Annotated in this window: 20 protein-coding genes; 10 read left to right on the forward strand and 10 right to left on the reverse strand. The window is 43.4% G+C overall.

Translation table 11 applies throughout. The features are described from left to right. The 9 genes from IM676_RS06275 to IM676_RS06315 all read left to right on the forward strand — a co-directional run. The coding region (locus IM676_RS06275; protein ID WP_200989416.1) for an MSCRAMM family protein at positions 1 to 3,512 on the forward strand (3,512 nt) is incomplete at its 5' end. Positions 3,513 to 3,872: 360 nt separating this feature from the next. After that, positions 3,873 to 5,312 (forward strand): YcjF family protein, encoded by a 1,440-nt coding sequence (locus IM676_RS06280; protein ID WP_200989417.1) that lies wholly within the window; start codon positions 3,873 to 3,875, stop codon positions 5,310 to 5,312. Positions 5,313 to 5,444: 132 nt separating this feature from the next. Continuing rightward, positions 5,445 to 6,125, forward strand: a complete 681-nt coding sequence (gene deoC / locus IM676_RS06285) for a deoxyribose-phosphate aldolase (RefSeq protein ID WP_200989418.1) — start codon at positions 5,445 to 5,447, stop codon at positions 6,123 to 6,125. A gap of 43 nt (positions 6,126 to 6,168) precedes the next feature. Then, positions 6,169 to 7,044: a DNA repair protein RecO gene (gene recO / locus IM676_RS06290; protein WP_200989419.1), complete on the forward strand. Its 876-nt coding sequence runs from the start codon at positions 6,169 to 6,171 to the stop codon at positions 7,042 to 7,044. Further along, the gene (locus IM676_RS06295) at positions 7,031 to 8,572 is read left to right on the forward strand and encodes an MFS transporter (RefSeq protein ID WP_200990100.1); all 1,542 of its coding nucleotides are present in this window, start codon (positions 7,031 to 7,033) and stop codon (positions 8,570 to 8,572) included. The genes recO and IM676_RS06295 overlap by 14 nt, the downstream gene beginning before the upstream one ends. Before the next feature lie 204 nt (positions 8,573 to 8,776). Continuing rightward, positions 8,777 to 9,925, forward strand: coding sequence for a glycosyltransferase family 4 protein (locus tag IM676_RS06300; RefSeq protein WP_200989420.1), 1,149 nt, complete (start codon positions 8,777 to 8,779; stop codon positions 9,923 to 9,925). Positions 9,926 to 9,986: 61 nt separating this feature from the next. Further along, entirely contained in the window at positions 9,987 to 10,580 is a 594-nt protein-coding gene (locus IM676_RS06305; RefSeq protein WP_200989421.1) for an IS607 family transposase, read from the forward strand. Then, positions 10,573 to 11,631 (forward strand): RNA-guided endonuclease InsQ/TnpB family protein, encoded by a 1,059-nt coding sequence (locus IM676_RS06310; RefSeq protein WP_404799839.1) that lies wholly within the window; start codon positions 10,573 to 10,575, stop codon positions 11,629 to 11,631. Before IM676_RS06305 ends, IM676_RS06310 begins: the two co-directional genes overlap by 8 nt. A gap of 229 nt (positions 11,632 to 11,860) precedes the next feature. Next, positions 11,861 to 12,829: an orange carotenoid protein N-terminal domain-containing protein gene (locus IM676_RS06315; protein ID WP_200989422.1), complete on the forward strand. Its 969-nt coding sequence runs from the start codon at positions 11,861 to 11,863 to the stop codon at positions 12,827 to 12,829. 71 nt (positions 12,830 to 12,900) lie between these two features. Here the strand turns inward: IM676_RS06315 and IM676_RS06320 are convergent, their stop codons facing one another. From IM676_RS06320 to IM676_RS06345, 6 genes are all read right to left on the reverse strand, one after another. Next, positions 12,901 to 13,638: a peptidase gene (locus tag IM676_RS06320; protein WP_200989423.1), complete on the reverse strand. Its 738-nt coding sequence runs from the start codon at positions 13,636 to 13,638 to the stop codon at positions 12,901 to 12,903. A gap of 18 nt (positions 13,639 to 13,656) precedes the next feature. Then, a complete protein-coding gene (gene secG / locus IM676_RS06325; protein ID WP_200989424.1) occupies positions 13,657 to 13,890 on the reverse strand; it encodes a preprotein translocase subunit SecG in 234 nt (77 codons plus the stop codon). A gap of 192 nt (positions 13,891 to 14,082) precedes the next feature. Next, positions 14,083 to 15,681, reverse strand: coding sequence for a 2,3-bisphosphoglycerate-independent phosphoglycerate mutase (gene gpmI / locus IM676_RS06330; RefSeq protein ID WP_200989425.1), 1,599 nt, complete (start codon positions 15,679 to 15,681; stop codon positions 14,083 to 14,085). Between the two features lie 74 nt (positions 15,682 to 15,755). Continuing rightward, positions 15,756 to 17,441 (reverse strand): ABC-F family ATP-binding cassette domain-containing protein, encoded by a 1,686-nt coding sequence (locus IM676_RS06335; protein ID WP_200989426.1) that lies wholly within the window; start codon positions 17,439 to 17,441, stop codon positions 15,756 to 15,758. 384 nt (positions 17,442 to 17,825) lie between these two features. Continuing rightward, positions 17,826 to 20,510, reverse strand: a complete 2,685-nt coding sequence (locus tag IM676_RS06340; RefSeq protein WP_200989427.1) for a DNA methyltransferase — start codon at positions 20,508 to 20,510, stop codon at positions 17,826 to 17,828. A 269-nt stretch (positions 20,511 to 20,779) separates the two neighbouring features. Continuing rightward, positions 20,780 to 21,130 (reverse strand): helix-turn-helix domain-containing protein, encoded by a 351-nt coding sequence (locus IM676_RS06345; RefSeq protein WP_200989428.1) that lies wholly within the window; start codon positions 21,128 to 21,130, stop codon positions 20,780 to 20,782. A 162-nt stretch (positions 21,131 to 21,292) separates the two neighbouring features. Between IM676_RS06345 and IM676_RS06350 the strand changes: the two genes are divergently transcribed. Further along, on the forward strand, positions 21,293 to 21,739 hold the full coding sequence (locus IM676_RS06350) for a hypothetical protein (protein ID WP_200989429.1): 447 nt from the start codon (positions 21,293 to 21,295) through the stop codon (positions 21,737 to 21,739). Between the two features lie 145 nt (positions 21,740 to 21,884). On the opposite strand, the gene prfA is transcribed toward IM676_RS06350, so the two are convergent. The 4 genes from prfA to rplM all read right to left on the reverse strand — a co-directional run bounded on the left by prfA (position 21,885) and on the right by rplM (position 24,299). Further along, on the reverse strand, positions 21,885 to 22,982 hold the full coding sequence (gene prfA / locus IM676_RS06355) for a peptide chain release factor 1 (protein ID WP_200989430.1): 1,098 nt from the start codon (positions 22,980 to 22,982) through the stop codon (positions 21,885 to 21,887). A 94-nt stretch (positions 22,983 to 23,076) separates the two neighbouring features. After that, positions 23,077 to 23,319, reverse strand: coding sequence for a 50S ribosomal protein L31 (rpmE, locus tag IM676_RS06360; protein ID WP_200989431.1), 243 nt, complete (start codon positions 23,317 to 23,319; stop codon positions 23,077 to 23,079). A 108-nt stretch (positions 23,320 to 23,427) separates the two neighbouring features. Then, positions 23,428 to 23,844: a 30S ribosomal protein S9 gene (gene rpsI, locus IM676_RS06365; RefSeq protein ID WP_200989432.1), complete on the reverse strand. Its 417-nt coding sequence runs from the start codon at positions 23,842 to 23,844 to the stop codon at positions 23,428 to 23,430. Then, complete coding sequence (gene rplM, locus IM676_RS06370) at positions 23,844 to 24,299, reverse strand: 50S ribosomal protein L13 (protein WP_200989433.1); 456 nt, start codon at positions 24,297 to 24,299, stop codon at positions 23,844 to 23,846. The genes rpsI and rplM overlap by 1 nt, the downstream gene beginning before the upstream one ends. Positions 24,300 to 24,303: the final 4 nt, after the last annotated feature.

Here is a 24,303-nt window from a genome sequence, read left to right on the forward strand (position 1 = left end):
TATGGTCAGAGTCTATTTTGCCATCTGTGGGGACTGGTGAGGATGTTCCCCAGGCGACTAATTCAGATAATATTACTTCTAGGAATGTCTTACCCAGTGAAGGTGGTTCTGGGGAATCTAGGACTACTCCGACGGTTCCACCACCTACTAAACCAGAAAATTTCCCCAGTGATTATGATCCTTCCAAACCAATCAGTCAGGATTTAGCTAGGTTGCAGTTGTTAGGATTATCTCCCACCAGAAATACAAATGCTCCTGAGGATATTCTACCGGTGGGGATAAAATTTAATAGATATGATATCTTATTTGGTGTGTTGGTCAAGGGGCGTGAAGATGGTACTCAAGCCTTGGATTTTGAACAATGGCTAATCCCCTATGAATCGATTATTGAGGCCTTTGGCTTTACAGTCACTCCCTTACCTAATGGTAATGTTCAATTGCGATCGCCCGGGTTAGTCAAAGAATTCGACCCGAAATTATTGATTGCAGACATAAATCTTGGTGATGCTCTCAGCATTGCAGAGATACGCCGTCAGTTTCCCCTAGAAGTTAGATTTGATATTGATAGTTATGCAATTGTCTTTGAAGGATCTTGGCTGTTGAAAAAAGGTTCACAGACCAACAAAGAACGACCTGTGATTTTAGAGGGTTTACCCCGTGTAACTCCCCCTGAGTATACCATTGCCGGTGTGAGTCAAAATGTCAATTCTTCCCTAACTAGAAATAACACCTTGAGGAATAGCGGTTCAACCACCATCAGCGCAAAGTTAGGGGACTTTACATTTCAAACCAGGATTGCTCAACCAGATTTAGCAAATTTTGACGGAGCTTATCTCCAAGACCTGAGAGTTCAAAATTTAAACACCACTCAAGATCACATTTTCGGTAACCAGAGCCTATTTTATCCAGGGGCCTCAAATTCGGGAGAATTTTGGGGTTATAGTTATGTTCATCGCTTTGGTTATCAAAGTCAACGGGGCGGGTCGGGGCGGGATCTGAATTTGCGACTAAATAACCGAGATTTTATCCGTACTATTCAAGGTAAGGCGCCACAGGGAAGTTTAGTACAAATTTGGGGAGCTGGGGTTTTATTAGATGAGGTACTAGTAGACCAGACCCAGAGATATACCTTTCCTAATGTCCAAGGTAATAAGTTTACAATTCTCTCCTATCCTAACGGTAATCTTGCTACTACTCCTCAAAGAGAAACCCGAGTTATTGAACCTCTGTATCAGCAACTCCCCGCTGGGAGCAGTGCTATTTTTAGTTCTGTGGGTACATGGCGACAGCGTCAACCAGATCAACCCTTGGGTTCTTTTGATGGTTTAGTTACGGGGGTGGGTTATCGTTACGGAGTATCTAACGATGTGACTGTGGGAGTGGGTGGTGTTTATGATCGCGCCCAAATCCGCGGTTTTGCAGAGATTTTTTACACCCATCCCCATTCACCTCTCACCTTTACTCTCCGTGGTCTTTCTGGAAACGCCAAAGAAACTAGCAGTTTCAGCTTTGATGGTAGTTGGAAATTCACAGATAATTTTAACATGGCTTGGAGTGGCAATACTCAGGGATTCTGGCGCATGAATACCAGTATAGAACCCATAAAAAATATCAGGTTACAAATGAGCCTGAGTGACAGGGGTTTTAATTTCAAAACCTCTAGTAATCTATCATTATTTGGGGCATCCGCCAACCTAGCTTTAGGATATGAAGATACTAACAACCTTAACCGAGCTTTTGCGGAAACATCAGTTAGTTGGAGATGGGGAAACATCTCCCATAATTTCGATAGTCGTTTTGAGAGTGATGGTGGTCGGCGATTACGCAGTACTTGGAAGTGGAACAACTGGGAATTGGGGTTAACTAACTCTTATAGACAATTTACCAGCAGTTCCTTTAATGTACAAGACTCACAGGTGTGGAAAAACCTGACTTTTCCCGTCAACTCTCAGGGTTCTTTTCACGATATTTATTTAGTCAATAATCTGACTCGCCACAAAGACTCTGCTGTAAAAGACCAGATATACGCCCGTTATTTGCAATCTGATGATCATTCTTTATTTGTAGCAGCTTGGCGACATGATGGCAACTCCTTGCGAACCCAGCAACAGTTAGATAGAACTAATTGGAGTTGGGAATTGGGTTATGGTTTTGGGTCTTCTTCCTCGGGTGCTCTAGTTTCTGTCACCAGTCCTAATTTATTTGCTGGGTTAAGTTTACGGGGGAGTTATTCTGGCGCATCGGTACAAGGAACTGGTTCTAACTTCTCTGTAGGATTGGTGTGGAATTTAAATTTAAATCTACAAGATGGGATCACTACAGACAAAAAAAATGCTAGTCAGTTTGAAGCCGCAGGGGGGATTTTAGTCCAGCCATTTTATGATCAAAATAATAACGGTGTGCGAGACCGCAATGAGGCGATAATTACTGAGAATTATCGTCCTTTATTAATGCTAAATAATCGCTCTTTAAAAGAGGCGACTAACTTATCATTAATGGGTAATGGAATTATTATTCCCGCGCCACCAGGAACCCATAGATTAGATTTAGATCCCGCTGGTTATCCTATTGAATGGGAACCTGAACAAAAAGCCTATGCTGTGGAAGTAGCCCCTGGAGCTTATACTATTGTCAAAGTCCCCTTTATCCAAACTGCAACAGTCCAGGGGATTCTCAGAAACCAATTAGGTAACCCGGTTAATGGAGCTAGGATAGAAGCTATTAATACTACCACCCAGAAAAGATACTTTTCTATCACTAGTCCATCTGGTATATTCTTTTTAGAAAATCTCCCCCTGGGAGAATATAAGTTGAATGTGGGGGATTTTAATATTACTCCCAATATTCTGCAACTACAAGACCCTGAATTAATCCCGAATAATTTACAATTACAGGTTTTTATTCCCCGTTCGGGACAAACAGCTAGGGGGGAAGAGGTTCCCACTTATACGGTGAGTGGATATCTTAAGGATAAAGCCCAGGAAGACTTGAAGGGAATAAAAGTTATGGCTGTTCATGGAGAATCGGGGAAAACTTTTACTTCTATTACTGATATTCAGGGTTTCTTTCAGTTCCCAGAACTGATTCCAGGAGAGTATCAAATCAAGGTCGGTGATTTCATTGTGGAACCAGGGAAATTTATTATAGATAGTTCTTCCCCTTGGGAAAATCAGATCAACTTACAAGTTAATGCATTGAAACAAGAGCTTTATGCGGCTGCAAATAATTATATTGTCCGCGGTCTTTTGAGAGATGAAACTGGAGAAAAATTATCTGAGGTGAATGTGATCTTAACTGAAGTAGAAACCAACCAAAAATCTTTATCACAAACTAATTCCTTGGGTGCTTTTACCATAGAAAATATGCCTATGGGTAAATATAGGATAGAAGTTGAAAAAGGAACAGAGAAATTAGAAACTAGTCCTCAGTATTTGGAAATTAATGACGACTCGCTTTTAGAGTCTACTGTGAATATTCAGGTGAACCTAAATCGACCCATCGCCGGTTTGTAAGGGGAGGGGACTGGATTTTATTGTTTTTTGTGTGTTCCCTGTTCGGTGTGTTCCCTGTTCGGTGTGTTCCCTGTTCCCTAAGATAAAAATTACCTGTTGAAAACTTATCAAACATCCTCTCAGACCCGCCCTAGGAGAGATTATATAGCCTTTTTCAGGCTAATGAAGTACACATCAATTCCCTGTTCCCTATTCCCTATTCCCTATTCCGGTGTTCCCTGTTCCGGTGTTCCCTGAAACTAACCAACTTTGTACCTCACGAGCATGGGAAATGCTGTAATATGCCAAACTGTTGTTATTTAGCATATAATGGGAGGATTTTGATCTATTCTGAAGAGAGAAACTTGAAAAAATGGAGCAATGGTTGTGAAGTTGCAGCGACCGATTTTAGTGGGAGGATTGGGACTATCCTTTGGCTTATGGATGTTACAAAGCTGGGATGATTATATCTTGCAGCTGCTCACTGAGGTAGGTGTATTGGGTGCTGTGGCTGTGGGGGGTGGTTTGTGGTTATTCCAGAAAAATAAACCCCAACAGAGTGTAGCGCAGTTACATGGTATGGTGAAAGAACGAGCAACTGTGGAAACTGCGATCGCTCAAGCAGAAGTTGTCATCAACCAATTAGAACAGGAAGCCGTCAACCACCCAGCCTTAGAGACCCTACAAGGAAGACTGGCCCAGTTAAGAACTGAATTAGATAGGGAAGAAATCACCATCGCTGTCACCGGTGGTAAATCCGTAGGTAAAAGCAGTTTAGTGACATTGATCGAGTCTAAAGGGTGGGGGGAAACAGACAACAAGGTAACTGTATGGGAAACCACCCCCTTATTTACCCAGACAGGTGAGCAACCAGATATACCGGTTGTAGCAGCAGTCAAACAGTCGGATTTTGTCCTGTTCCTGACTAATGGGGATTTGACCGATTCAGAATTTCAAAGCTTACAGCAGTTAAAAGCAGCAAATCAACCGTTATGGTTAATTTTCAACAAACAGGACCAGTATTTACCACAAGAACGGGCTAGTATTTTGCTGTCATTAAAACAGCGCATCTCAGAAAATGTTGTGGGAACGGTATTATCTCCCCTAGCTCGGAAAGTACGCAAGCATGAGAGTGATGGTACTATCCAAGAGTGGACCGAACAACCAGAGGTAGATATTCAGGAGTTAACCCAGCAGCTCTTGAGAATGGTAGAACAGCAAAGACAAGAACTAATCTGGACAACTACCTGGAGAAAGGCTAAGTTATTGCAAGCCGCTAGTAAAAACTGGCTGAATGAAACCAGGGGCGATCGTAGTATCCCCATTATTGAACAATATCAATGGATCAGTGCGGCGGCGGCCTTTGCCAACCCAGTACCAGCCCTAGATATTTTAGCCACAGCAGTGATTAACGCGCAAATGGTAATTGACCTAGGTCGCATATACCAACAGAGATTTTCCCTAGAACAAGCCCAAACCCTAGGGAGAACCATGGGGGGTTTAATGCTGAAACTAGGTTTAGTGGAACTGTCTACCAAAGCTGTGAGTACAGTCTTAAAAAGTAACGCCATGACCTTCGTTGCAGGTGGTGTAGTCCAAGGGGTGAGTGCAGCCTACCTCACCAGAGTAGCAGGTTTAAGTTTAGTAGCCTATTTTGCCCAGCAGGAAGTAGCCCTAGATTCGGGAAATACCTGGAATTTAGAGAAATTACAGCAAACTGTGGAAAAAGTCTTTGAGAGTAACCAGCAGATTACCCTGTTATCCAGGTTTGTGCAGCAAGGTGTCAAACGTCTATCACCACAGCCAGAACCTGTCAATTAATCCCACCTCCAGGGGTCTACAGGTAAATAATTTTGCGTCCTCCTAGGCGCGAAATTGATTTTATATACTAAGATAGTAAAAAATTAGTAATTTATTAAAATCTCAATTTTCCATTGACTGGTAAAACCCAAGATGGTAGCAGAGTATGGCTATATTGATATTGCGCCATTTATCGATCACTCTTTGTTAAACCCAACTGCTACCCCACAGCAGGTTGAGCAATGGTGCGAAGAAGCATACAGATTTAATTTTGCGGCGGTTTGTGTTCACCCTAGTTATGTCAAGCAAGCCGCAGAACTGCTGTACAGGAAAAATCCCCAAGTTTGTACAGTCATTGGCTTTCCCACCGGGGCGACCACCTCAGGGGTCAAACTGTATGAGGCTCAAGAAGCAGTGGAAAATGGCGCCACTGAGCTAGATGTGGTAATTAACTTAGGTTGGTTGAAAGCTGGTAGAATTGAAGCAGTACACCGAGAGATTGCCGAAATTTGCGAAGCCACTGGGCAGACTGTCAAGGTGATTTTGGAAACCAACTTGCTCACAGATCAGGAGAAAAAACTAGCTGCGGAAATATCCATGGAGGCCGGAGCCGCTTTCTTGAAAACTAGCACAGGTTGGCATGGCGGGGCAACGGTAGCAGATATCAGACTGTTAAAAGCAGTGACAAAAGACCGGGTGGGAATTAAAGCATCTGGAGGGATTCGCACCTACAATGAAGCTAGAGAGCTGATCTTAGCAGGTGCTAGTAGACTGGGTACGTCTCGGTCTAAGGATTTGCTGCTCCAAAGCCACGACCAGCAAACAACTGACTAGCCTAGTCATGGGTGGTTGGTGGGCAGAAAATAACTAATGACCAATGAGTAGAACCTATAAAGTTACGGGAATTAATCTCAAATCCCAAGCCCTGGGAGAATCAGATCGAATATTAACAATATTAACACCACAGTTGGGTTTAATTCGAGCCATAGCACCGGGAGCACGCCGGCCAAAATCTCCCCTGGGGGGTAGGAGTGGGGTGTTTGTGGTCAATGAATTACTCATAGCCAAAGGGCGATCGCTCGATAAAATTATACAAGCAGAAACCCTGAAAACCTATCCAGGTCTGGCTGTGGATGTGGGCAGATTTGCCGCGGGGCAGTATTTAGCAGAAATAGTGCTGTATCAGGCTCTGAGTGACCAGCCCCAAGAGGAAATTTATCAATTACTGCATAAATATCTTTACGGTTTAGAAGTATTAAATAAAACAGATAAATATAGTATTTATGCGTATTTAGCCCATGGAGTGTTTCGCTTTTGTGCTTTAGAAGGGTTGTCGCCCCAAGTACAACAGTGTTGTTTAACTAACTATCCCATCAGTCCCAACTTTACAGATCCCCAGTGGCGGGTGGGCTTTAGTGTGACAGCAGGTGGTACAGTCTGTTTACAGTCCTGGGAAAATTTGCGCCAAGAACAAGAACAGCCATCAACCCATGAGTCGAACTCAATTTACCACAGGGTTGTACACAGGGAAGATATACCGGTGATTTGTTCTCGCTTGGATGCTACAGAATTAGCCATGCTCCAATATCTGTCACAAACAGAGATAATAGCAATAGATACTACCCAAAATGATCGCTGGTTATCTATTGAGCAAATTTTGCGCCAATATGCTCAATATCATTTAGGTCGCCCTATTCGCTCTGCTACCTTGATTGACTCTTACTTTGCCGTTAACCATGATGCAACCGTCTGATGTAGATAGCAAAATCCCATCTCTATCACCAAACACCAAAAAACACAATAGGGTATCGGAACCGCTAGTCACAAATCACTTAACTACTGTTCCTCACAACCCAGAAAAGTCTCAAGTCGATATAGCTGAGGAAATAGCAACAGCTGACAAGAGTGGGAATCAAGAAAGTTGGTCAGTGGTGACAACTTCCCCCACCAAAGCACCACAATTAGATGGGTCTGGTACGGGTAAACCAGAAAATAAACCACACCAGGGGTTTTTACCGGTGTTGCAAAACCCTAATTTTCTTTTTCTTTGGGGTGGTCAGGTTTTTTGCCAGCTGGCAGATAAAGTATATTTGGTATTGATGATTGCTTTGATTAATACTCAGTTTCAGGGAAGTGACCAGAGTATTAGCGGTTGGGTATCAGCTTTAATGATGGCTTTTACGATTCCAGCTGTACTGTTTGGTTCTGTAGCTGGTGTATTTGTAGACAGGTTCCAGAAAAAAACTGTACTGGTAACTACCAATATTTGTCGGGGGGTGCTAGTTTTATCCATACCTCTGTTACTGTGGTTAACCCATGATTGGCAACCGGTGGGAATGTTACCAGTGGGTTTTATGATCATTTTGGGGGTGACTTTTTTAGTTTCCACACTCACACAGTTTTTTGCACCCGCAGAACAAACAGCAATCCCCTTAGTGGTGGAAGAACAGCATTTACTCTCGGCTAATTCTCTATATACCACTACTATGATGGCTTCGGTAATTGTCGGGTTTGCTGTGGGGGAACCACTCTTGGCGATCGCCGATCAGGTGTGGTTACAAATAGCTGGTAGTGATGGATTAGGTAAAGAACTGTTAGTAGGTGGGAGTTATGCGATCGCGGCGTTAATTTTGTTAATGTTAGTGACTAAAGAAAAACCCCACCATCCCGACACAGAATTTCCCCACGTCTTTGCTGACTTAAGAGATGGCTTGTCCTACGTCAAAGCTAACTCTATCTTAAAAAATGCCTTAGTAAAACTGACGATTCTGTTTTCTGTATTTGCAGCTTTAACAGTGCTAGCGGTGCGGATGGCGGAAATCATTCCTAATTTAAAACCATCCCAGTTTGGATTTTTATTAGCATTTGGTGGTATTGGTATGGCCGCTGGGGCGACAATCCTGGGTCAGTTTGGTCAACGCTTCTCCTACTGCGAACTGAGTCTGTGGGGTTGTATCGGGATGTCAGTGACTTTAATTGGGCTATCGGTATTCACAACCCAGTTAGGGATAATTTTACTGTTAGTAGCCTTGTTGGGTGTCTTTGGTTCCATGGTAGGTATCCCCATGCAAACTGCGATTCAAACGGAGACCACATCAGAAATGCGGGGGAAAGTGTTTGGTTTACAAAATAATGTAATTAATATTGCCTTGACCTTACCTTTAGCCTTAGCAGGGGTAGCTGAAACCTTGATGGGATTACCAACAGTTTTTGTCATCTTAGCGGTTACGGTATTCTCTGCTGGTATATTAACTCACTTTAACAGTCCAGGGCGTAGCTGATGCTGCTTTTGTGGTAAAGTAACTCCAGTAAAAATTCACCAGTTAATACCAGTTAATTGCTGAGTGTCCATTTTACATCATGATCTGATGTAATTTAACCAGCCAAAAACTATATACTTTAACATTAAACACCAGAGGCTTTGATCTGTGAGTAACTCAAGGGTTGCTCAATTAAACCCCCCTTTTCAAAATAGCTAATAAAGAATGCGTATAGCCTGGATTGGAAAGAAATCACCATTTTGCGGTAATGTCACCTACAGTAGAGAAGTAACAAATGCTTTACTAGACAGGGGACACCAAGTTAGTTTTCTCCACTTTGCTCAAGAAGAATCAGAAACAGAAAATTGGCCGAATTTCCACGAAGTTTCCCTACCGTTTATTTATAAATCCCAGGTTTACACAATTCCCACATTAAAAGCAACCAAGGTGTTAACAGAGTCTCTGCGGGAAATCAAACCGGATATGGTCCATGCTTCTTTGAGTTTGTCGCCTCTGGACTTTATGTTACCGGAAATCTGCGAGCAATTAAACTTACCTCTGATTGCAACGTTTCATACAGCTTTCGCGGGGAAGGGGGCAAAATTTCTCTCGGGAACCCAGATGTTAGCTTATCAGCTGTATGCGCCTTGTTTGGCAAACTATGATCGGGTGATTGTATTTTCCCAAATTCAGCGGGAGTTATTAGCCCGTATGGGTGTGAAAGCCAGTAAAATCGCTGTGATTCCTAATGGAGTTGATGCTGTTAAGTATTCCCCCGGACCTTCAGGGGTGAAAGCACAATTCCAAGCGGAGCGCTTATTTGTCTATCAAGGTCGCATAGCACCAGAAAAAAACGTTGAACCTCTATTGCGAGCTTGGAAGCAGTCACAAATGGGAACTGGTAGCAAGTTACTTATGGTGGGTGATGGGGTTTTAAAGTCTTCTTTGGAACCATTTTATGGCTCCGACGCAGGGATTATCTGGTTAGGATTTGTGGCGGAGGAAGGGCGGCGTGTCGAAATTTTACGGGGTGCTGATGTGTTTATTCTGCCATCTCTGGTTGAGGGTTTATCTCTGTCTCTGTTAGAAGCAATGGCTTGTGGAATAGCTTGCTTGGCTACGGATGTGGGAGCTGATGGGGAGGTATTAGAGGCGGGGGCGGGTGTAGTCCTGAATACTAAGACCGTGCGATCGCAGTTAAGAACCCTTTTACCCCTATTCCAAGATCATCCTGAGTTAACCACGGTTCTAGGAAACAAAGCCAGACAGCGGGTGTTAGAGCGCTATACCCTGAGTAACAATATCAGTCAGTTAGAGGAATTATACCGGGAAGTTTTAGCAGATAGGTCTGTACCTCTGAGTCCCAGAGGTTAGCCAATAGCTAGTTATTTACTAACAATAGATTACATACGCTCATAAATGCTCAGATAGTGGTATGGCTTATGTACCACTACGAGAAGCAGTTAAACAACTAGGATTGCAGCCAAACACTTTAAGGAAGTACGCAGACAATGGCAAGATTGAAAGCATCAAAAACGAAGCAGGACAAAGACTTTTTCACCTTGAATCCTACCTCCGTGGTGCAACTAGAACTTCCTTTGTCTGCTACTGCCGAGTTAGTTCAACCAAGCAACGAGACGACCTTGGTAGACAAATCGCCTATATGCAATCACTCTACCCAGATGCCGAAATCATCAAAGATATCGGCAGTGGAATCAACTTTAAAACAAAAGGACTGCAAACCTTACTGGACAGACCTATGCGCCCAGATAAGCTCACGCTTGTTGTTACCTGTCGTGACAGACTCGCAAGGTTTGGATTCGAGCTTATTGAGTACATGGTCGAGGAAAACGGTGGACAAATCGTGGTTCTCGACAACACTGTACATTCCCCAGAGTCAGAACTTACCTCGGATCTTCTCTCCATCCTCCACGTCTTCTCTTGTCGGATGCACGGACTCAGGAAGTACAGTAAAAAAATCAAGGAAGATCCGGATCTTCCTCACAACCGAGCAGAAGCAGATCGTTAAACAGTGGTTTGGTGTGTCTAGGTTTGTTTACAACACCACCGTCAAACTGCTGCAAGACTCTAGCCTTAAGGCTAACTGGAAAGCGATTAAGACTGACATATTGAACGGACTACCAGAATGGAGTAAATCAGTCCCTTATCAAATTAAATCAATCGCCATCAAAGATGCTTGTAAGGCTGTCAGCAACGCCAAGAAAAAGTTTAAAAACGTTGGTGGTATTAGCAAGATTAGATTTAGGTCAAGAAAAGACACTGTACAATCTTGCTACATTCCCAAATCTGCCGTGAAAGACTTGGGGATTTACCACACTGTATTAGGTAAGGTAACCTTCAAAGAAGCCTTACCACAAAGCTTTGGCGACTGTCGTTTAGTATTTGCCTACCGTGATTACTATTTGACAGTTCCAGAGGATGTGCCACAACAGAAGTCTGATAACCAAGGACGTGTTGTAGCACTTGACCCCGGTATCAGAACATTTATCACCTTCTTTTCTGAATGTAGTTTTGGTGAAATTGGCACCTCTGCTAATTTACAAATTCAGAAGCTGTGTTTTCGTTTGGATAAGTTAATTTCTAAATTCACTAAAGCCAAGTGCAAACAAAGAAGAAGGATGAAGCTCGCGGCTAGTAGACTGCGGGGTAAAATCAAAAACCTTGTAGACGAATTGCACAAGAAAACTGCTAGATTTTTGGTTGATAACTTTGACATTATTTTACTACCGACCTTTGAAACATCCCAAATGGCTCAGAAGGCGAAACGACGAATTAGGTCAAAGTCAGTGCGTCAAATGTTAACACTCTCTCACTACCGATTTAAGCAGTTTCTCAAGCATAAGGCTTTTGAGACTAATAAAGTGGTGATGGATGTGAACAAAGCGTACACATCAAAAACAGTCAGTTGGACTGGTGAAATCATCCCTAACCTTGGTGGTGCTAAATTCGTTAAGTCTCCATCTGACGGGCTGGTAATGAGCCGGGATATAAATGGTGCGCGGGGGATTTTCCTTCGTGCATTGGTTGATACGCCCTCTCTTAAAGAGTGTATTTGTTAGTGAATGGTAGCAAAAAAGTATCGGTTAAGCATTAATTCGAGAAATATTCACCTTCACCTAGGTGATCCAGGGCGATCGCCTAGATTTTTTGTGCTTTTTGACTGGGAATACTGTATCAGATGTGGCTTTTCTGCCATTTTGTCAAAATTTTATCAAATAACTTTACAAAATTTAAGATTTATTTTACAATCTGTTACATACGGTGTAAAAGTTTAATTATTGTGTAAATATGGCTTTAACTATCCAGTCAGCCCAGAATATCTTCTCTAATACTCAAGTTCCTAGTCAGATTCCCGCGACTATCGCCCTGTTCGACCAACTGAGTGTTGACGACCAGCTAGCGTATCTGTGGTTTGCGTATACTGAAATGGGGAAAACAATTACCCCCGCAGCGCCTGGGGCCGCCAGATTGCAACTAGCAGAAAGTTTGCTCAACCAAATTAAACAAATGTCAGCAGAAGAGCAAACAAGAGTGATGCGGGATATCGCTAGTCGTGCTGACTCCCCCATCAGTCGTTCCTATGGGTTTTTTAGTGTAAATACTAAGCTGGCTTTTTGGTTCGAGTTGGGAGAGTTGATGAAGCAGGGTGTAGTCGCTCCCATCCCCACTGGTTATCAAATGAGTCCCGGTGTGCAATTGGTACTAGAAGCCACCAAGAAACTTGATCCTGGTCAGCAAATTACAGTGCTGCGCAACACCGTAGTTAACATGGGATTTGATACCTCTGATTTAGGTCCAAGTAGCTACCCCAAAGCTGTAGAGGAACCAGCATTTACTCGGACTGCGCCCCCTGTATCCTCAGTGAAAATTGACGGGATTACAGAACCAGCGGTTCTCGGCTACATTGAAGCGATGAACGCTGATAACTTTGATCAAGCTATTAGTTTGTTTACTCCTGACGGTGCTCTCCAACCACCATTCCAAAAACCCATTGTCGGACATCAGGCGATCGCCAAATATATGCGCGAAGAAGCCCAAGGATTAAATATGATGCCACAAAAAGGTATCTGTGAGAACCTTCCCGATGGCTCTAAGCAGCTAAAAATTACAGGTGTTGTACAAACTCCCTGGTTCGGTGTGACTGTAGGAATGAATATTGCTTGGCGATTCTTAATTAATCCCGAAGGCAAAATTTTCTTTGTGGCCATTGATATGCTTGCATCTCCCGAAGAATTACTCAATCTGCGTCGGGTTTAGATTTTTGAGATAGTTTGAGGTATAGTTTGAGGTGTTGCTGGGGCTGAAATTTTTGGTTGAGCAACACCTAATTATTTACCTAGGTGAGTCGGTTGTTGATAAACTAGTTTCAGGGTATTCACATCTCTAGGGGAAATGGGCGGCGGATTCCTAACTTGGGAAAAGTATAAGGCATCGGTGGGTAAATTGCTATGACCCCAAATTCCCAAGGCGTGACCCAGTTCGTGGCGGGATGCGGCTTGAAGATATACCCCAGTTTGACTAGGACTTAATAAGATGGTAAACTTGTGGGATAAGATATGATTGTTTTTGTATACCTCATAGGTAGTTTGTGCGGAACGGGCCCGCGGGGGATGACCACGGGTAAATTGTAGGGGTGGGACTTGGCGGATAATTGTAATATCAGCTATTTCCGGCTTGTCTACTACCACCAAGGGTAAATAAACATTCCACTCTTCTACTGTCTCCATAACACTGTTGACCCATGCTTGCGCTTGTGTGTCATTAGCTGTTGGGGGTGTTTGTATATAAACTTGAATCGGAAATTTTGACCAGATTAAATAACCTACCGGGGTTTTTGCTACTTGGTCAAAGTAATCACCACTGTTTGTGTGATCTTGCCATTGTGCCAGGGTGGGGGGTAGAGGATGGGTGATATAGGATTTATGGCCTAGTGTAGCAATAGAAGGCAGACTTGTCAAAACAACTAGCAGCCCGCTACTGATGAATAAGCACAGAACTGCTAGTAATTTGGGGATATGGAAATTTTCACGGCGTGGGAATTTAGAGGTTTTTATCTGACATCCCATTATATTATTTACGTATTTTTACTTAGGTAACCACCCAGCACTCAACACCACTGTTAAACCCATAAATATAACTGTCAACGCCCAGGTAACTCGGTTTAAAGTATTTTCCGCGCTTTTGCTGCTGCTGAATAATTGGGCTTGTCCGCCAATGGCTCCAATACCATCGCCTTTAGGGCTATGTAGCAACACTAAAATAATTAAACCTAAAGCAGAAAGAGCCCAAATAATTTGCACAATAGTAGTAACTGTCATAGTCAGTCTGTCCGTGATTATTTATGGTTATTTATGGTTATTTATGGTTATTTATTTTTCCCAGGCTCAGAATCTTGCTTGGTTTTCACAACCATAGCCATCATATCACATTCTCGGCTGGTGATTGGAGTGGTAGTACCCTGGTTATGGGGGAGCAGTGAGGATTGAGAAAGTCTTCACTGCTGGGCTGATTTATCTACCAGCTTTTACGGGGGTACGAGTGGGTTCCACTTGATACCCGGCTGGGATTAATAGGGAGTGTCCGGTCATTTCTGACGGTTGGGGTAACTGGAGAATTTCTAGAATGGTGGGTGCTATGTCCGCTAGTTTACCATCCCGGCGCAGTTCTACATTTGTACCATGTCCGGGAATTTTCATCCCCTCTCCTTCTACTAAAATCAAGGGGACTGGGTTAGTAGTATGTGCTGTCCAAGGGTTACCCTGTTCATCGAGCATATACTCGGCGTTACCGTGGTCAGCAGTAATAATTGCTGTTCCGCCCACTTGGCTAATGCTGCTGAGTAAGCGACCTAGACAATGGTCTACTGTTTGAATAGCGGTAATGGTGGCGGACATTTTCCCAGTATGCCCTACCATGTCCGGGTTAGCATAGTTAATCACCACTAAAGAGTATATTCTCTTGCGAAGGGCGGCGATCGCTACATCTGTGACTGCTTCCGCTGACATTGCCGGCGCTTTGTCGTAAGTTGCTACCATGGGACTACTGACCAGTTCTCGGTCTTCCCCAGGAAAGGGATCCTCTAGTCCCCCATTAAAGAAATAGGTGACGTGGGCGTACTTTTCAGTTTCGGCGGTGCGAAACTGCTGTAAACCATGATTAGCAATTACTTCACCTAAAATATTCCGGAAGTTTTGCGGCTCAAAGGCTACCTTTACCGGTAGTTCTGGGTCGTATTGAGTAAAGGTCGCAAAGGACAAGCCCTGAATTAGTTTTCTCCCAAACCCTGTGAATTTGGGACTAACAAACGCTTGGGTCAACTGTCTAGCGCGGTCTGGGCGAAAGTTGAAAAAGACGACCCCATCCCCTGGTGCGATCGCCCCGGGAGCAATGCGAACTGGGTTAATGAATTCGTCTGTCACTTCTTCAGCATAGGATGCAGCCAAGACCTCTACCGCTGTACGTGGTTGAATGTCAGCATCTTGTGTCATGACATCGTAGGCGCGTTGAATACGATCCCAACGATTATCCCGATCCATTGCATAGTAACGACCACTCAGGGTAACTATACGCCCTATGCCTTTCTGGTCTATTTGTTCCTGCAATAACTTGATGGATTTGATCCCATCCTTAGGGAGAGTATCACGACCGTCGGTAATGGCGTGGATACAAACTTCTGAAATTTCCTGTTTTTTGGCTAAGTCTAGTAGTCCCGAAACATGGCTCAAATGAGAGTGTACCCCCCCCTCTGAACACAGCCCCACTATATGCAATTTACCATTGTGAGAGCGAACTTCCTGGCAAATTTTCACAAGTGCTGGGTTACTGAGAATAGAACCATCTTCGACTGCATCGGAGATGCGCACTAGTTCTTGGGGTACTACTCGCCCAGCGCCAATGTTCAAATGACCAACTTCCGAGTTGCCCATCTGACCTTCTGGCAACCCTACGGCTTTTCCTGATGTGCTAATGAGAGTATGGGGGTAAGCTGTCCATAAGCTTTGCATTATGGGGGTTTTAGCAGCGGTAATTGCGTTTCCTAGCTGCTGTTCGCGATAGCCCCACCCATCTAAAATGACTAGCACCACAGGAGCAACAGGTGCTTTGGTCATAGTCAAATTGCCCTTTACTTTTTGTAATATCCGAATAATACCATTGCTAATCACCAGTGCAAGTGAATTTTTGCTTATTTCCTTTTTCCCCCAGATTTCGCTGCCTTTTTCGCTGCTTTTTCCGCTGCTATTGCTGCTAGTCTGGCTTGTTCTTTTTCTTCGGCAATTTTCTCTAGGTAATAATGATAATCTCCTAGGTAAACACGAAATTCCCCATCCCGGATTTCTACGATTTTGTTGGCTACTTGGGAGATAAAATACCTGTCGTGGGAAACTACTATGGCTGTACCATCGTAGTTTTGTAACGCCTCTTCTAACATTTCTTTGGCGGGAATGTCTAAATGGTTAGTCGGCTCATCTAAAATTAGCAGGTTGGCTGGACGTAACAGCATTTTTGCTAAGGCTAACCGCGCTTTTTCTCCACCACTTAAAGCTGCTACTGGTTTAAATACCATGTCGCCGGTAAACAGAAATCTGCCTAAATGTGTGCGCACTTCTTCGTTAGTCCACTGGGGAACTTCATCATGGATGGTTTCCATGACTGTTTTTTCTAAGTCTAAGGCTTCCGCTTGGTTCTGCTCAAAGTATCCGGGGATGACGTTATGATCCCCCAGTTTTACCGTCCCCTCTGTGGCTGGTTCTATCCCCATTATTACCCTTAACAGGGTGGATTTACCCGCTCCGTTCGGACCTAGAAAGGCTATGCGATCGCCTCTTTCAATTAGTAAACTAGTTGCTAAGAACAGGATTTTATCATCATAGACATGAGTTAAATCTTTAATTACCACTACCTCCCTTCCACTGCGGGGAGATGGGGGAAAGCGGAAATGTAAGGTTTTTACATTGGCTGTGGGTGCTTCGATGCGCTCGATTTTTTCTAGTTGTTTTTCCCTGCTCTTGGCTTGGGTGCTGCGGGTTGCACTGGCCCGGAATCTGTCTACAAATGCTTGCTGTTTATCTATCTCTTTTTGTTGGCGCTCGTAGGCGCTTAACTGGGCGAGTTGATTTTCCGCTTTTTGTTGCAGGTATGCTGAATAGTTACCTAGGTAGGTGGTAGAAACACCCCTCTCGGTTTCTACAATCTGGGTACATAGTCTATCTAAAAATTCCCGGTCATGGGAAACTATTACCATGGGGGTGGTTAGTCCTCTGAGGTAATTTTCTAACCATTCTATGGTTTCTAAGTCTAAATGGTTCGTCGGTTCGTCCAGTAGTAACAAGTCGGGTTTTTGTAGGAGTATTTTACCTAAACTCATCCGCATCTGCCAACCACCGGAAAATGCACTCACTAGGCGATCGCTGTCCTCACTATCAAACCCCATCTCTGGTAAAATCTTCCCAATCCGTGCATCTAAGTTATACCCGTCTAAAGCCTCAAACTCTCGCTGTAACCGATCTAATTTGTTAATTAGTTTATCTAGTTCTTCTGGGGTGGCGGTCTCCATCTCCCTCTGTACTTCCCCTAGGGAGATTTGTACTTGATTTGCTTGCGCAAACACTCGCCAAAATTCTTCTCTAACTGTGCGACTAGGATCAACTTCAAATTCTTGGTTCAGGTAGGCTATGTGCAAGCTGGAGGGGCGAATTATTTCCCCCGCTGTGGGTTCTATTTCCCCGGTGATGATTTTTAGCTGGGTTGATTTACCCGCTCCGTTGACTCCTACTAAGCCTATGCGCTCTCCTGGTTTGACTTCCCAGTTAATGTCTTTGAGAACTTCACCTGTGGGATATATTTTACTGATATGTTCGAGTCGCAGCATCAAGTTTCTCTGGGGTAGGGGATGGTTGTGAAGGTTAATACTCCTCCTGATTTTAACAAAATTTAACTCAAGTTTATATTTTTTATTTACCTGATGAATCTGACTGGAAGGTTATGTGTTTGTTAGGCGATCACCGCTACGGTGTTTAAACGCAAAGGTCGCTAAGTACGCGCAAAGGTTCGCAAAGGTGTTTTTTGGGAAGATGTTTTATTTGGCTGGGTGGAATCTAAGAAACCAGGGGTTATAAACCCCTGTCTGATAGCTTAAGTCAGATGAATCTGACTGGAAGGTTATGTGTTTGTTAGGCGATCGCCTGTACGGTTTTTAAACGCAAAGGTCGCTAAGTACACGCAAAGGTTCGCAAAGGTGTTTTTTGACAATATTTTAATTAGTTGGGTGAGGTCCAATTACCTGTTGATTCTGTTTTTCCTTCTCTGTTAGCTCTTGGTTTAATTTTAAGAGTTGCTCTAAAATGTCATCTTCAGGTTTAAATTTATAGGCTTCCATCACTAGTTTATCTAGTTGTTCATGGAGTTTATATAGTTGGCTGCTGGGTTCGTTGTAGAATTTATTATATAATGTGGTAATTCCCCACTGTTTAGAATCCAGTTGAGTTCGATATTCGTGGAGTTCTACGGTTTTGGCTCGGATTTTTTCCACTATCTCCCCTGTTGCTGTCTGGGGAAAGGGAAAGGTTTCAAAGCAGGTGGTATGTGTGTAGCGAGTATCTCCCTTTAAAGTTGAACTTTGGGCTTTTACCCACTGGCGATGTATTTGAGATGTGAGAATACCTAATATGTAAAAGTCTTCTGATGCAATTACAATATTTAAGTCACCAGGTAGCCAGTTTAATGGTGCTGGAATAAATATAGCCCATTTGGAAATTCTAGGTACTGTGAAGTAATAAGATAAAGATGAAATGGCTTTTCTCATAGCTGGACGAGGGGAAAAAAAATTCCACCAGTATTTTCTTGCTTTAGCATCTCTATTATTATCTCTTTCTGGCTTGACATTGATTTTAATATGCTCAAAAGGTAATTGATACTCACTCGCATCCTCAATACTCATATCATTAAAATCAATAATCCAACGCTCTGGTTTACCATGGGGATTTTGCGCCAGATTTGCACCCATGGAAAATAGTTTTAATACCTCTTGATTTTTCCCATCCGCTTTTATCCATTCCTTTACTTGCTCTTCTGTCACCAAAAACCCTTTACCATTAGGTATCACTCCTTGAAAGCATTTATTCAAATTAGCTTTTAACCGCACAGCTTGAGAAACATCAATACTAGATTTCAAAGAAGAATTAATACTGCTAACTACCTCATCATCTAAATAGTATTTACCCGGTTGAACTTTACACCAGTTAACAATACTTACATGAACTTTCGCCTCCCCTGACCATGGTTGGGTAGATACGGCTTCATGAATGTAACCCTGATTTTGAGTAATATAATCTAAAGCTGCGACTCTACTTTTACCCTGACTGACGGAATTGGTCGCGACTAAACCCGCTCTCCCTTGTTCATCAAGGTGTTGGTGCGCTAACCTAAACCAATACGCGCAAAAGTCTACTGAGTCTTTAACTTCGGGGAATTGTTGAAAAACTTTATCTATATATTCATCCCCTAAAGCTATTCTCATATGTTTTCCCCCCAAGAATGGCGGATTCCCAATAATTGCATTCACTTTTGGCCATTGACTAAATAAGGCATCCCCACAGATAATATTCCTATCTAAAGAATCCAAAGGTAATGCAGGCTCGGTTAACTGTAAGTTATCAATGGCAATTTTCCGCCCAATCATCAATGTTACCCGCGCTAACTCTACCGCAAATAAGTTAGTATCCATCCCATAAAATTGCATGGGGGTAACTAAACCCATCTGCATTTGCTTAGAGGTTAATTTCTGCTTTTCCTGGATTTTCTCTAATAACAGGGTTTCAATTCTCTTTAATTCCTGATAGGCTATATAGAGAAAGTTTCCAGAACCACAAGCAGGGTCAAGAACTCGATAGCTCTGTAGTTCTAACTGCAATACTTCTAATTGTTTGAGGGTGTTAGCTTCCTCTATTCTTTCTTCCCAATAACGGCTAATGGTAGGTCGGACAATTTTCATGATGTCCACTTCTGAGGTGTAGTGAATACCTTTAGCGTGGCGCTCTTGTTTATCTACTGTTCCTTCAAATAAGTTACCAAAAATAGCCGGTCTAACTTTACTCCAATTCTCTTTAGCAGAAACATCCAGAAATTTTAATTCCTCTGGGGTTAGTTCCACTGATTCAATGTGGGAAAATAACCCACCATTAAAATACTCTACCCCTTGATAACGTCCCGCTGGGGTTTTTCCCGGTCGGTTCATTTGCTGGAATAATCCACCCAAAACGTCATAGGAACTTGCGCCATTAATACAGTCCTGAACGCAAGAAATAAACATATCCCGTGGTAACAGTTGTCTGTCTTCCGCAAACATAGCTAAGACGCATTGCAAAATAAACCTTTGTGCGGTTAGTTTCGTAACTCCCCGGTTTTCTAGTTCTAGGAGTAATTCCCCCATGCGCCGGGCGGCTCTTTCTGTGACTTCTACCTGGTTGTTATTGAATACGGGAGTTTTATTCCCAAATTCCATAAAGGCGAAGGCTCCCGCCCTTTCTGGTAGCTGCTCTAGGGATATTTGATCTACGGGTGTATCTAGCTGAATGTCAAAGTCAAATATCCAAAATTCATCAAAGTTACATAATATGACGTATTTAGGGCGTTGGGGTACTAATCTTGTCCAGTAATCAAATGCTTGGGAATAATGTTTACTCAGGTCTTCGCCGCGTTTTTTCATCTCAATTAATACGCGGGGTTTCCACACTAGGTCAGCAAACCCGGTTTTACCTTTTTTACTTCCTTTTTTGATGGGTTCTTCAAATTTCGCCCCCGCGTCTAAGGCTCCTTGGTGTCCAAATGCTCTAAAAAATCTGTCTAAGAATGTTTGCGCTTCTTGTTTTTCTTGTCCTTTGATGTGTTGGTGACAAAAGTTAACAAATTTATTTAGGCTTTCGGGGGTTGCTGCTGTCATTTTTGGTGGATATACCCTAGGTGGTGTGATTAATTACTATGTTATAGATTAATCCACCGTGGGGCGAGTTTAGCTCCCGGACTTCTCACATAATTAGAGATACTCTGGGATCATTTACCTAGAAGTCCGGGATCTGTGGGGAAACAACAAAATCTAGTCCCCTCCCCTTGTAAGGGGAGGGTTAGGGTGGGGTTAAATAATATTTTATACATTAATCATAAGTTTTCCAACATCCTCTTAAACCCAAAGGTTCTGAAGGTGTTTGGGTTTTAGGAATTATCCCCAGCTTCTGCTGCTGCTGCTAGTCTTTCCATGGCGGTTCTACCAATAATAGCTACTTCATTTAATGGCATGGTTTTAATCTGCTTTACCATCTGGTTTACATCTGTTGATTGTGGCATGGGCTTGACACCAATATAATGGAGCAGTTCTTCCATGGTGTAGCCGGCTTTGTTGGCGATGTTGGCTAAGTTCTCTGTGTCTGGGATTGATTCTCCCTTTTCCCACAGTTGCACTGCAGTAGCAGAAACACCCAGGAGTTTACCGAAACCCCTTTGACTCATGGGGCCACGAGCCATTTTTACTACTTCTATGAGTTTTTGTCTAGCTGCTAAGTCCACTACTATAATATTTCTCTGACTACATTTACCAGTTTACATATTTTATCGATTTAGGTATTTACAATTTCAGTCAGCAATGATAATCTTAATTTAGAATTGTTATTTTTAAGTTTAGCTGTAAGATAAATATATAACCTTATTAAATCCAGTAGAAGGGTGCATATGTTCCGTAATCTACGCCGAGTTAAAAAGTATCGCCGCCCAGGTAGTAACCTGATTGCTGCGAAGAATATCAAGCCCCATGAATGGAAGATTTCACACGCAGAAGTTAAGGAAGCGCTCAAACATAAGGGCTGTGAGGTGAAGAAAGTCAGGAAAATCCGTTATCTCAAGCATCAGGTGTGTATTTCTTTCTGGGATGTTAAGGGTAACGTGTGCAGTAGCTTTTTCAGCTATCGGATTTTTACCCGTTGGGAAACCACGGTGCTGAAGTTAATTAACTGCTGTGATGACATCCGAGAATGGCGGCGGTTAAATCGGATTATGCGTTACGAATTTGCCTATTACGAGTATCTGGAGGAAATGGAAAAGGTACTCCAAACTGCCTTAGAAAACCGCTTGTATGCGTTAAAAGCTACATCAGAAGTAGCGGTTTTCTATGAGAGTTAACGGCTATAGGTTTAGTTAGTTGCTCTGCTGAATAAATGTAAAACCTATATAAAGCCTTTTTCAGGCTAATGAAGTACACACCAATTCCGGTGTTCCGGTGTTCCGGTGTTCCCTACCCCCACGAAAAGACTTTCTGTTGCAAACCCTAGTTAGAGATAGCATTAGCTAACTCTGCCAGGCGTTCTTGCTGGTCTTGAGAGATACAAGATTGAATGAGGATCTCTAACTCACCTTCCAGGACGGGATTAAGTGAGTAGTTCTGTCCTAAGCGGTGGTCGGTAACACGGTTATCTTTATAGTTGTAAGTACGAATTTTCTCGGAGCGTGAGCCTGTACCAACTTGCGATCGCCGCATGGAAGTTACAGCTTCTTGCTGCTCGCGTAACTTGATTTCATACAGTTTAGCCCGGAGGATTTGCATCGCCCGTTCTTTGTTTTGCAACTGACTGCGTTCTTCTGTGCAGAAAATGCGGATACCAGTGGGTTTGTGGTACAGGTCGGCTGCGGTTTCTACCTTGTTAACGTTTTGTCCCCCAGCACCACCAGAACGAGCGGTAGTCAGTTCGATATCCTTGGGATCAATGTGAATTTCCACATCATCCACTTCAGGCATAATAGCGACGGTGGCGGTGGAGGTGTGAACCCGTCCTCCAGCTTCTGTAGCTGGTACACGCTGTACACGGTGGACTCCCGCTTCAAATTTCAGCTGACTGTAAACGTTATCGCCCTGAATTTCCAGGATCACTTCTTTGAAGCCCCCCATTTCTCCGAGGGACTCGCTGACGAGTTTGACTTTCCAGCCTTGGAGGTCAGCATAGCGGGAGTACATGCGCAGTAAATCCCCCGCCCAGATACTAGCTTCATCGCCACCGGTACCGGCGCGAATTTCCAACATAATATTTTTATCATCGTTGGGGTCGCGGGGTAATAGTAAAACCTTGAGGCGAGTTTCTAGTTGTTCGAGTTTTGCTTCTAATTCCTTAACTTCCAGGGATGCTATTTCTTGCAACTCTGGGTCACCGTTGGACTCTTTGAGTACCTGACGCGCCCCTTCTAAGTCTGTGGTAGCAGTTTTCCAAGTTTCGTAGGTATTAACTGTTTCTTCTAGGGAAGAACGAGACTTGGCAATTTTTTGATACTCATCAGGGTTTTTGGCGGTATCGGGGTCACCCAGACGACGGGTTAATTCATGAAAAGTTTGTTCAACAGATTTGAGTTTTTCTAACAGGTATGTTTCAGCCATGACGAATGCGATCGCTCCTTACAGATAACTGGGGCAAAAAATGACAAGCGACCCAGCAGTTGCAGGGTCGTCGTTAACAGCCACAGCCAACTCGCTACTTTTGTGAGGAAGCCTTGTCAGTGGATGTACTGCTGCTCATGCCGTATTTACGCAGGAAGCGCTCAACTCGACCCTCGGTATCAATCAACTTCTGAGTACCGGTGTAAAAGGGGTGATTTCCCGACCATACATCTACGTGTAGTTCTGGCTTAGTAGAGCCGACGGTCATCACTACTTGACCGTTACAGTAAACTTTAGCATCTGGATACCATTGGGGATGAATATCAGGTTTAGCCATGTTTTTTGTCGTGAACCTATATCAATTATAACTTTTAGTTGAGAATTGAGCCTGGGGAATTGGGGCAGATTGTTGACTATTCCCAATCACCAATCCCCAATCAGGTGTTTAACGTTTGGAGTACTGAGGTGCTTTCCGGGCTTTGTGCAAACCATATTTTTTCCGTTCTTTGGCCCGGGGGTCGCGGGTTAAGTAACCCTCGATTTTCAAAGGTGGGCGGTTATCGGGGTCGAGTTGACACAGAGCGCGAGCTACTCCTAAACGAATAGAATCAGCTTGTCCTGTCAGACCGCCGCCTTCAGCTTTGACTAAAATGTCATATTCGTTTTCTAGTCCCAGGGTTTCTAGAGGATTTCTAATTACTCCCAGGTAATTGGCGTTGAATTGAAAGTACAATTCTCCATCCTTACCGTTGACAATTAATTTACCTTCACCGGGAACCAATCTCACCCGTGCGACTGCGGACTTACGACGACCGGTACCCCAGTAGACGGCGCGACCGCTATTACTTTGTGCTATTACCATTAATTTTCTCCAGGAATTGTCTTAATTGTAATTTCTTTAGGTTTTTGGGCGGTGTGGGGATGGGTTGGACCGGCGTAAACCTTGAGTTTGGTGAACAACTGCTTACCCAGGCTATTTTTAGGTAGCATACCTTTAACTGCGTGTTCTAAAATCCGTTCTGGTAAGCGCTGTTGCAGTTTGGCAAAGGTTTCTGTCTTCATCCCTCCGGGGCGGCCGGAATGGCGACGGTAAAGTTTTTGGCTGCGTTTTTTCCCTGTGACTGCTACTTTTTCCGCATTGACGACAATGACAAAGTCACCGGTGTCCATGTGGGGGGTAAATTCCGGTTTGTTTTTGCCTCTGAGAATCATGGCGATTTCGCTGGCCAGGCGGCCGAGGCGTTTATCGGTGGCGTCTACTAGGTACCACTCATGCTCAAGGGATGCTTGAGAAGGAAGGTATGTTTTTGTGGTCATGATC

Origin of the sequence: Anabaenopsis elenkinii CCIBt3563 (assembly GCF_015245355.1) — a bacterium.
GTDB lineage: Bacteria > Cyanobacteriota > Cyanobacteriia > Cyanobacteriales > Nostocaceae > Anabaenopsis > Anabaenopsis elenkinii.

Coding starts and splice junctions, on each gene's coding strand:
- rpsI (WP_200989432.1), bottom strand. CDS start 23,844: ATGGTAATAGCACAAAGTAATAGCGGTCGCGCCGTCTACTGGGGTACC.
- IM676_RS06340 (WP_200989427.1), bottom strand. CDS start 20,510: ATGACAGCAGCAACCCCCGAAAGCCTAAATAAATTTGTTAACTTTTGT.
- IM676_RS06295 (WP_200990100.1), top strand. CDS start 7,031: ATGCAACCGTCTGATGTAGATAGCAAAATCCCATCTCTATCACCAAAC.
- prfA (WP_200989430.1), bottom strand. CDS start 22,982: ATGGCTGAAACATACCTGTTAGAAAAACTCAAATCTGTTGAACAAACT.
- IM676_RS06335 (WP_200989426.1), bottom strand. CDS start 17,441: ATGCTGCGACTCGAACATATCAGTAAAATATATCCCACAGGTGAAGTT.
- IM676_RS06280 (WP_200989417.1), top strand. CDS start 3,873: ATGGTTGTGAAGTTGCAGCGACCGATTTTAGTGGGAGGATTGGGACTA.
- IM676_RS06350 (WP_200989429.1), top strand. CDS start 21,293: ATGTTCCGTAATCTACGCCGAGTTAAAAAGTATCGCCGCCCAGGTAGT.
- rpmE (WP_200989431.1), bottom strand. CDS start 23,319: ATGGCTAAACCTGATATTCATCCCCAATGGTATCCAGATGCTAAAGTT.
- rplM (WP_200989433.1), bottom strand. CDS start 24,299: ATGACCACAAAAACATACCTTCCTTCTCAAGCATCCCTTGAGCATGAG.
- IM676_RS06300 (WP_200989420.1), top strand. CDS start 8,777: ATGCGTATAGCCTGGATTGGAAAGAAATCACCATTTTGCGGTAATGTC.
- IM676_RS06315 (WP_200989422.1), top strand. CDS start 11,861: ATGGCTTTAACTATCCAGTCAGCCCAGAATATCTTCTCTAATACTCAA.
- deoC (WP_200989418.1), top strand. CDS start 5,445: ATGGTAGCAGAGTATGGCTATATTGATATTGCGCCATTTATCGATCAC.
- IM676_RS06305 (WP_200989421.1), top strand. CDS start 9,987: ATGGCTTATGTACCACTACGAGAAGCAGTTAAACAACTAGGATTGCAG.
- gpmI (WP_200989425.1), bottom strand. CDS start 15,681: ATGACCAAAGCACCTGTTGCTCCTGTGGTGCTAGTCATTTTAGATGGG.
- recO (WP_200989419.1), top strand. CDS start 6,169: ATGAGTAGAACCTATAAAGTTACGGGAATTAATCTCAAATCCCAAGCC.
- IM676_RS06320 (WP_200989423.1), bottom strand. CDS start 13,638: ATGGGATGTCAGATAAAAACCTCTAAATTCCCACGCCGTGAAAATTTC.
- secG (WP_200989424.1), bottom strand. CDS start 13,890: ATGACAGTTACTACTATTGTGCAAATTATTTGGGCTCTTTCTGCTTTA.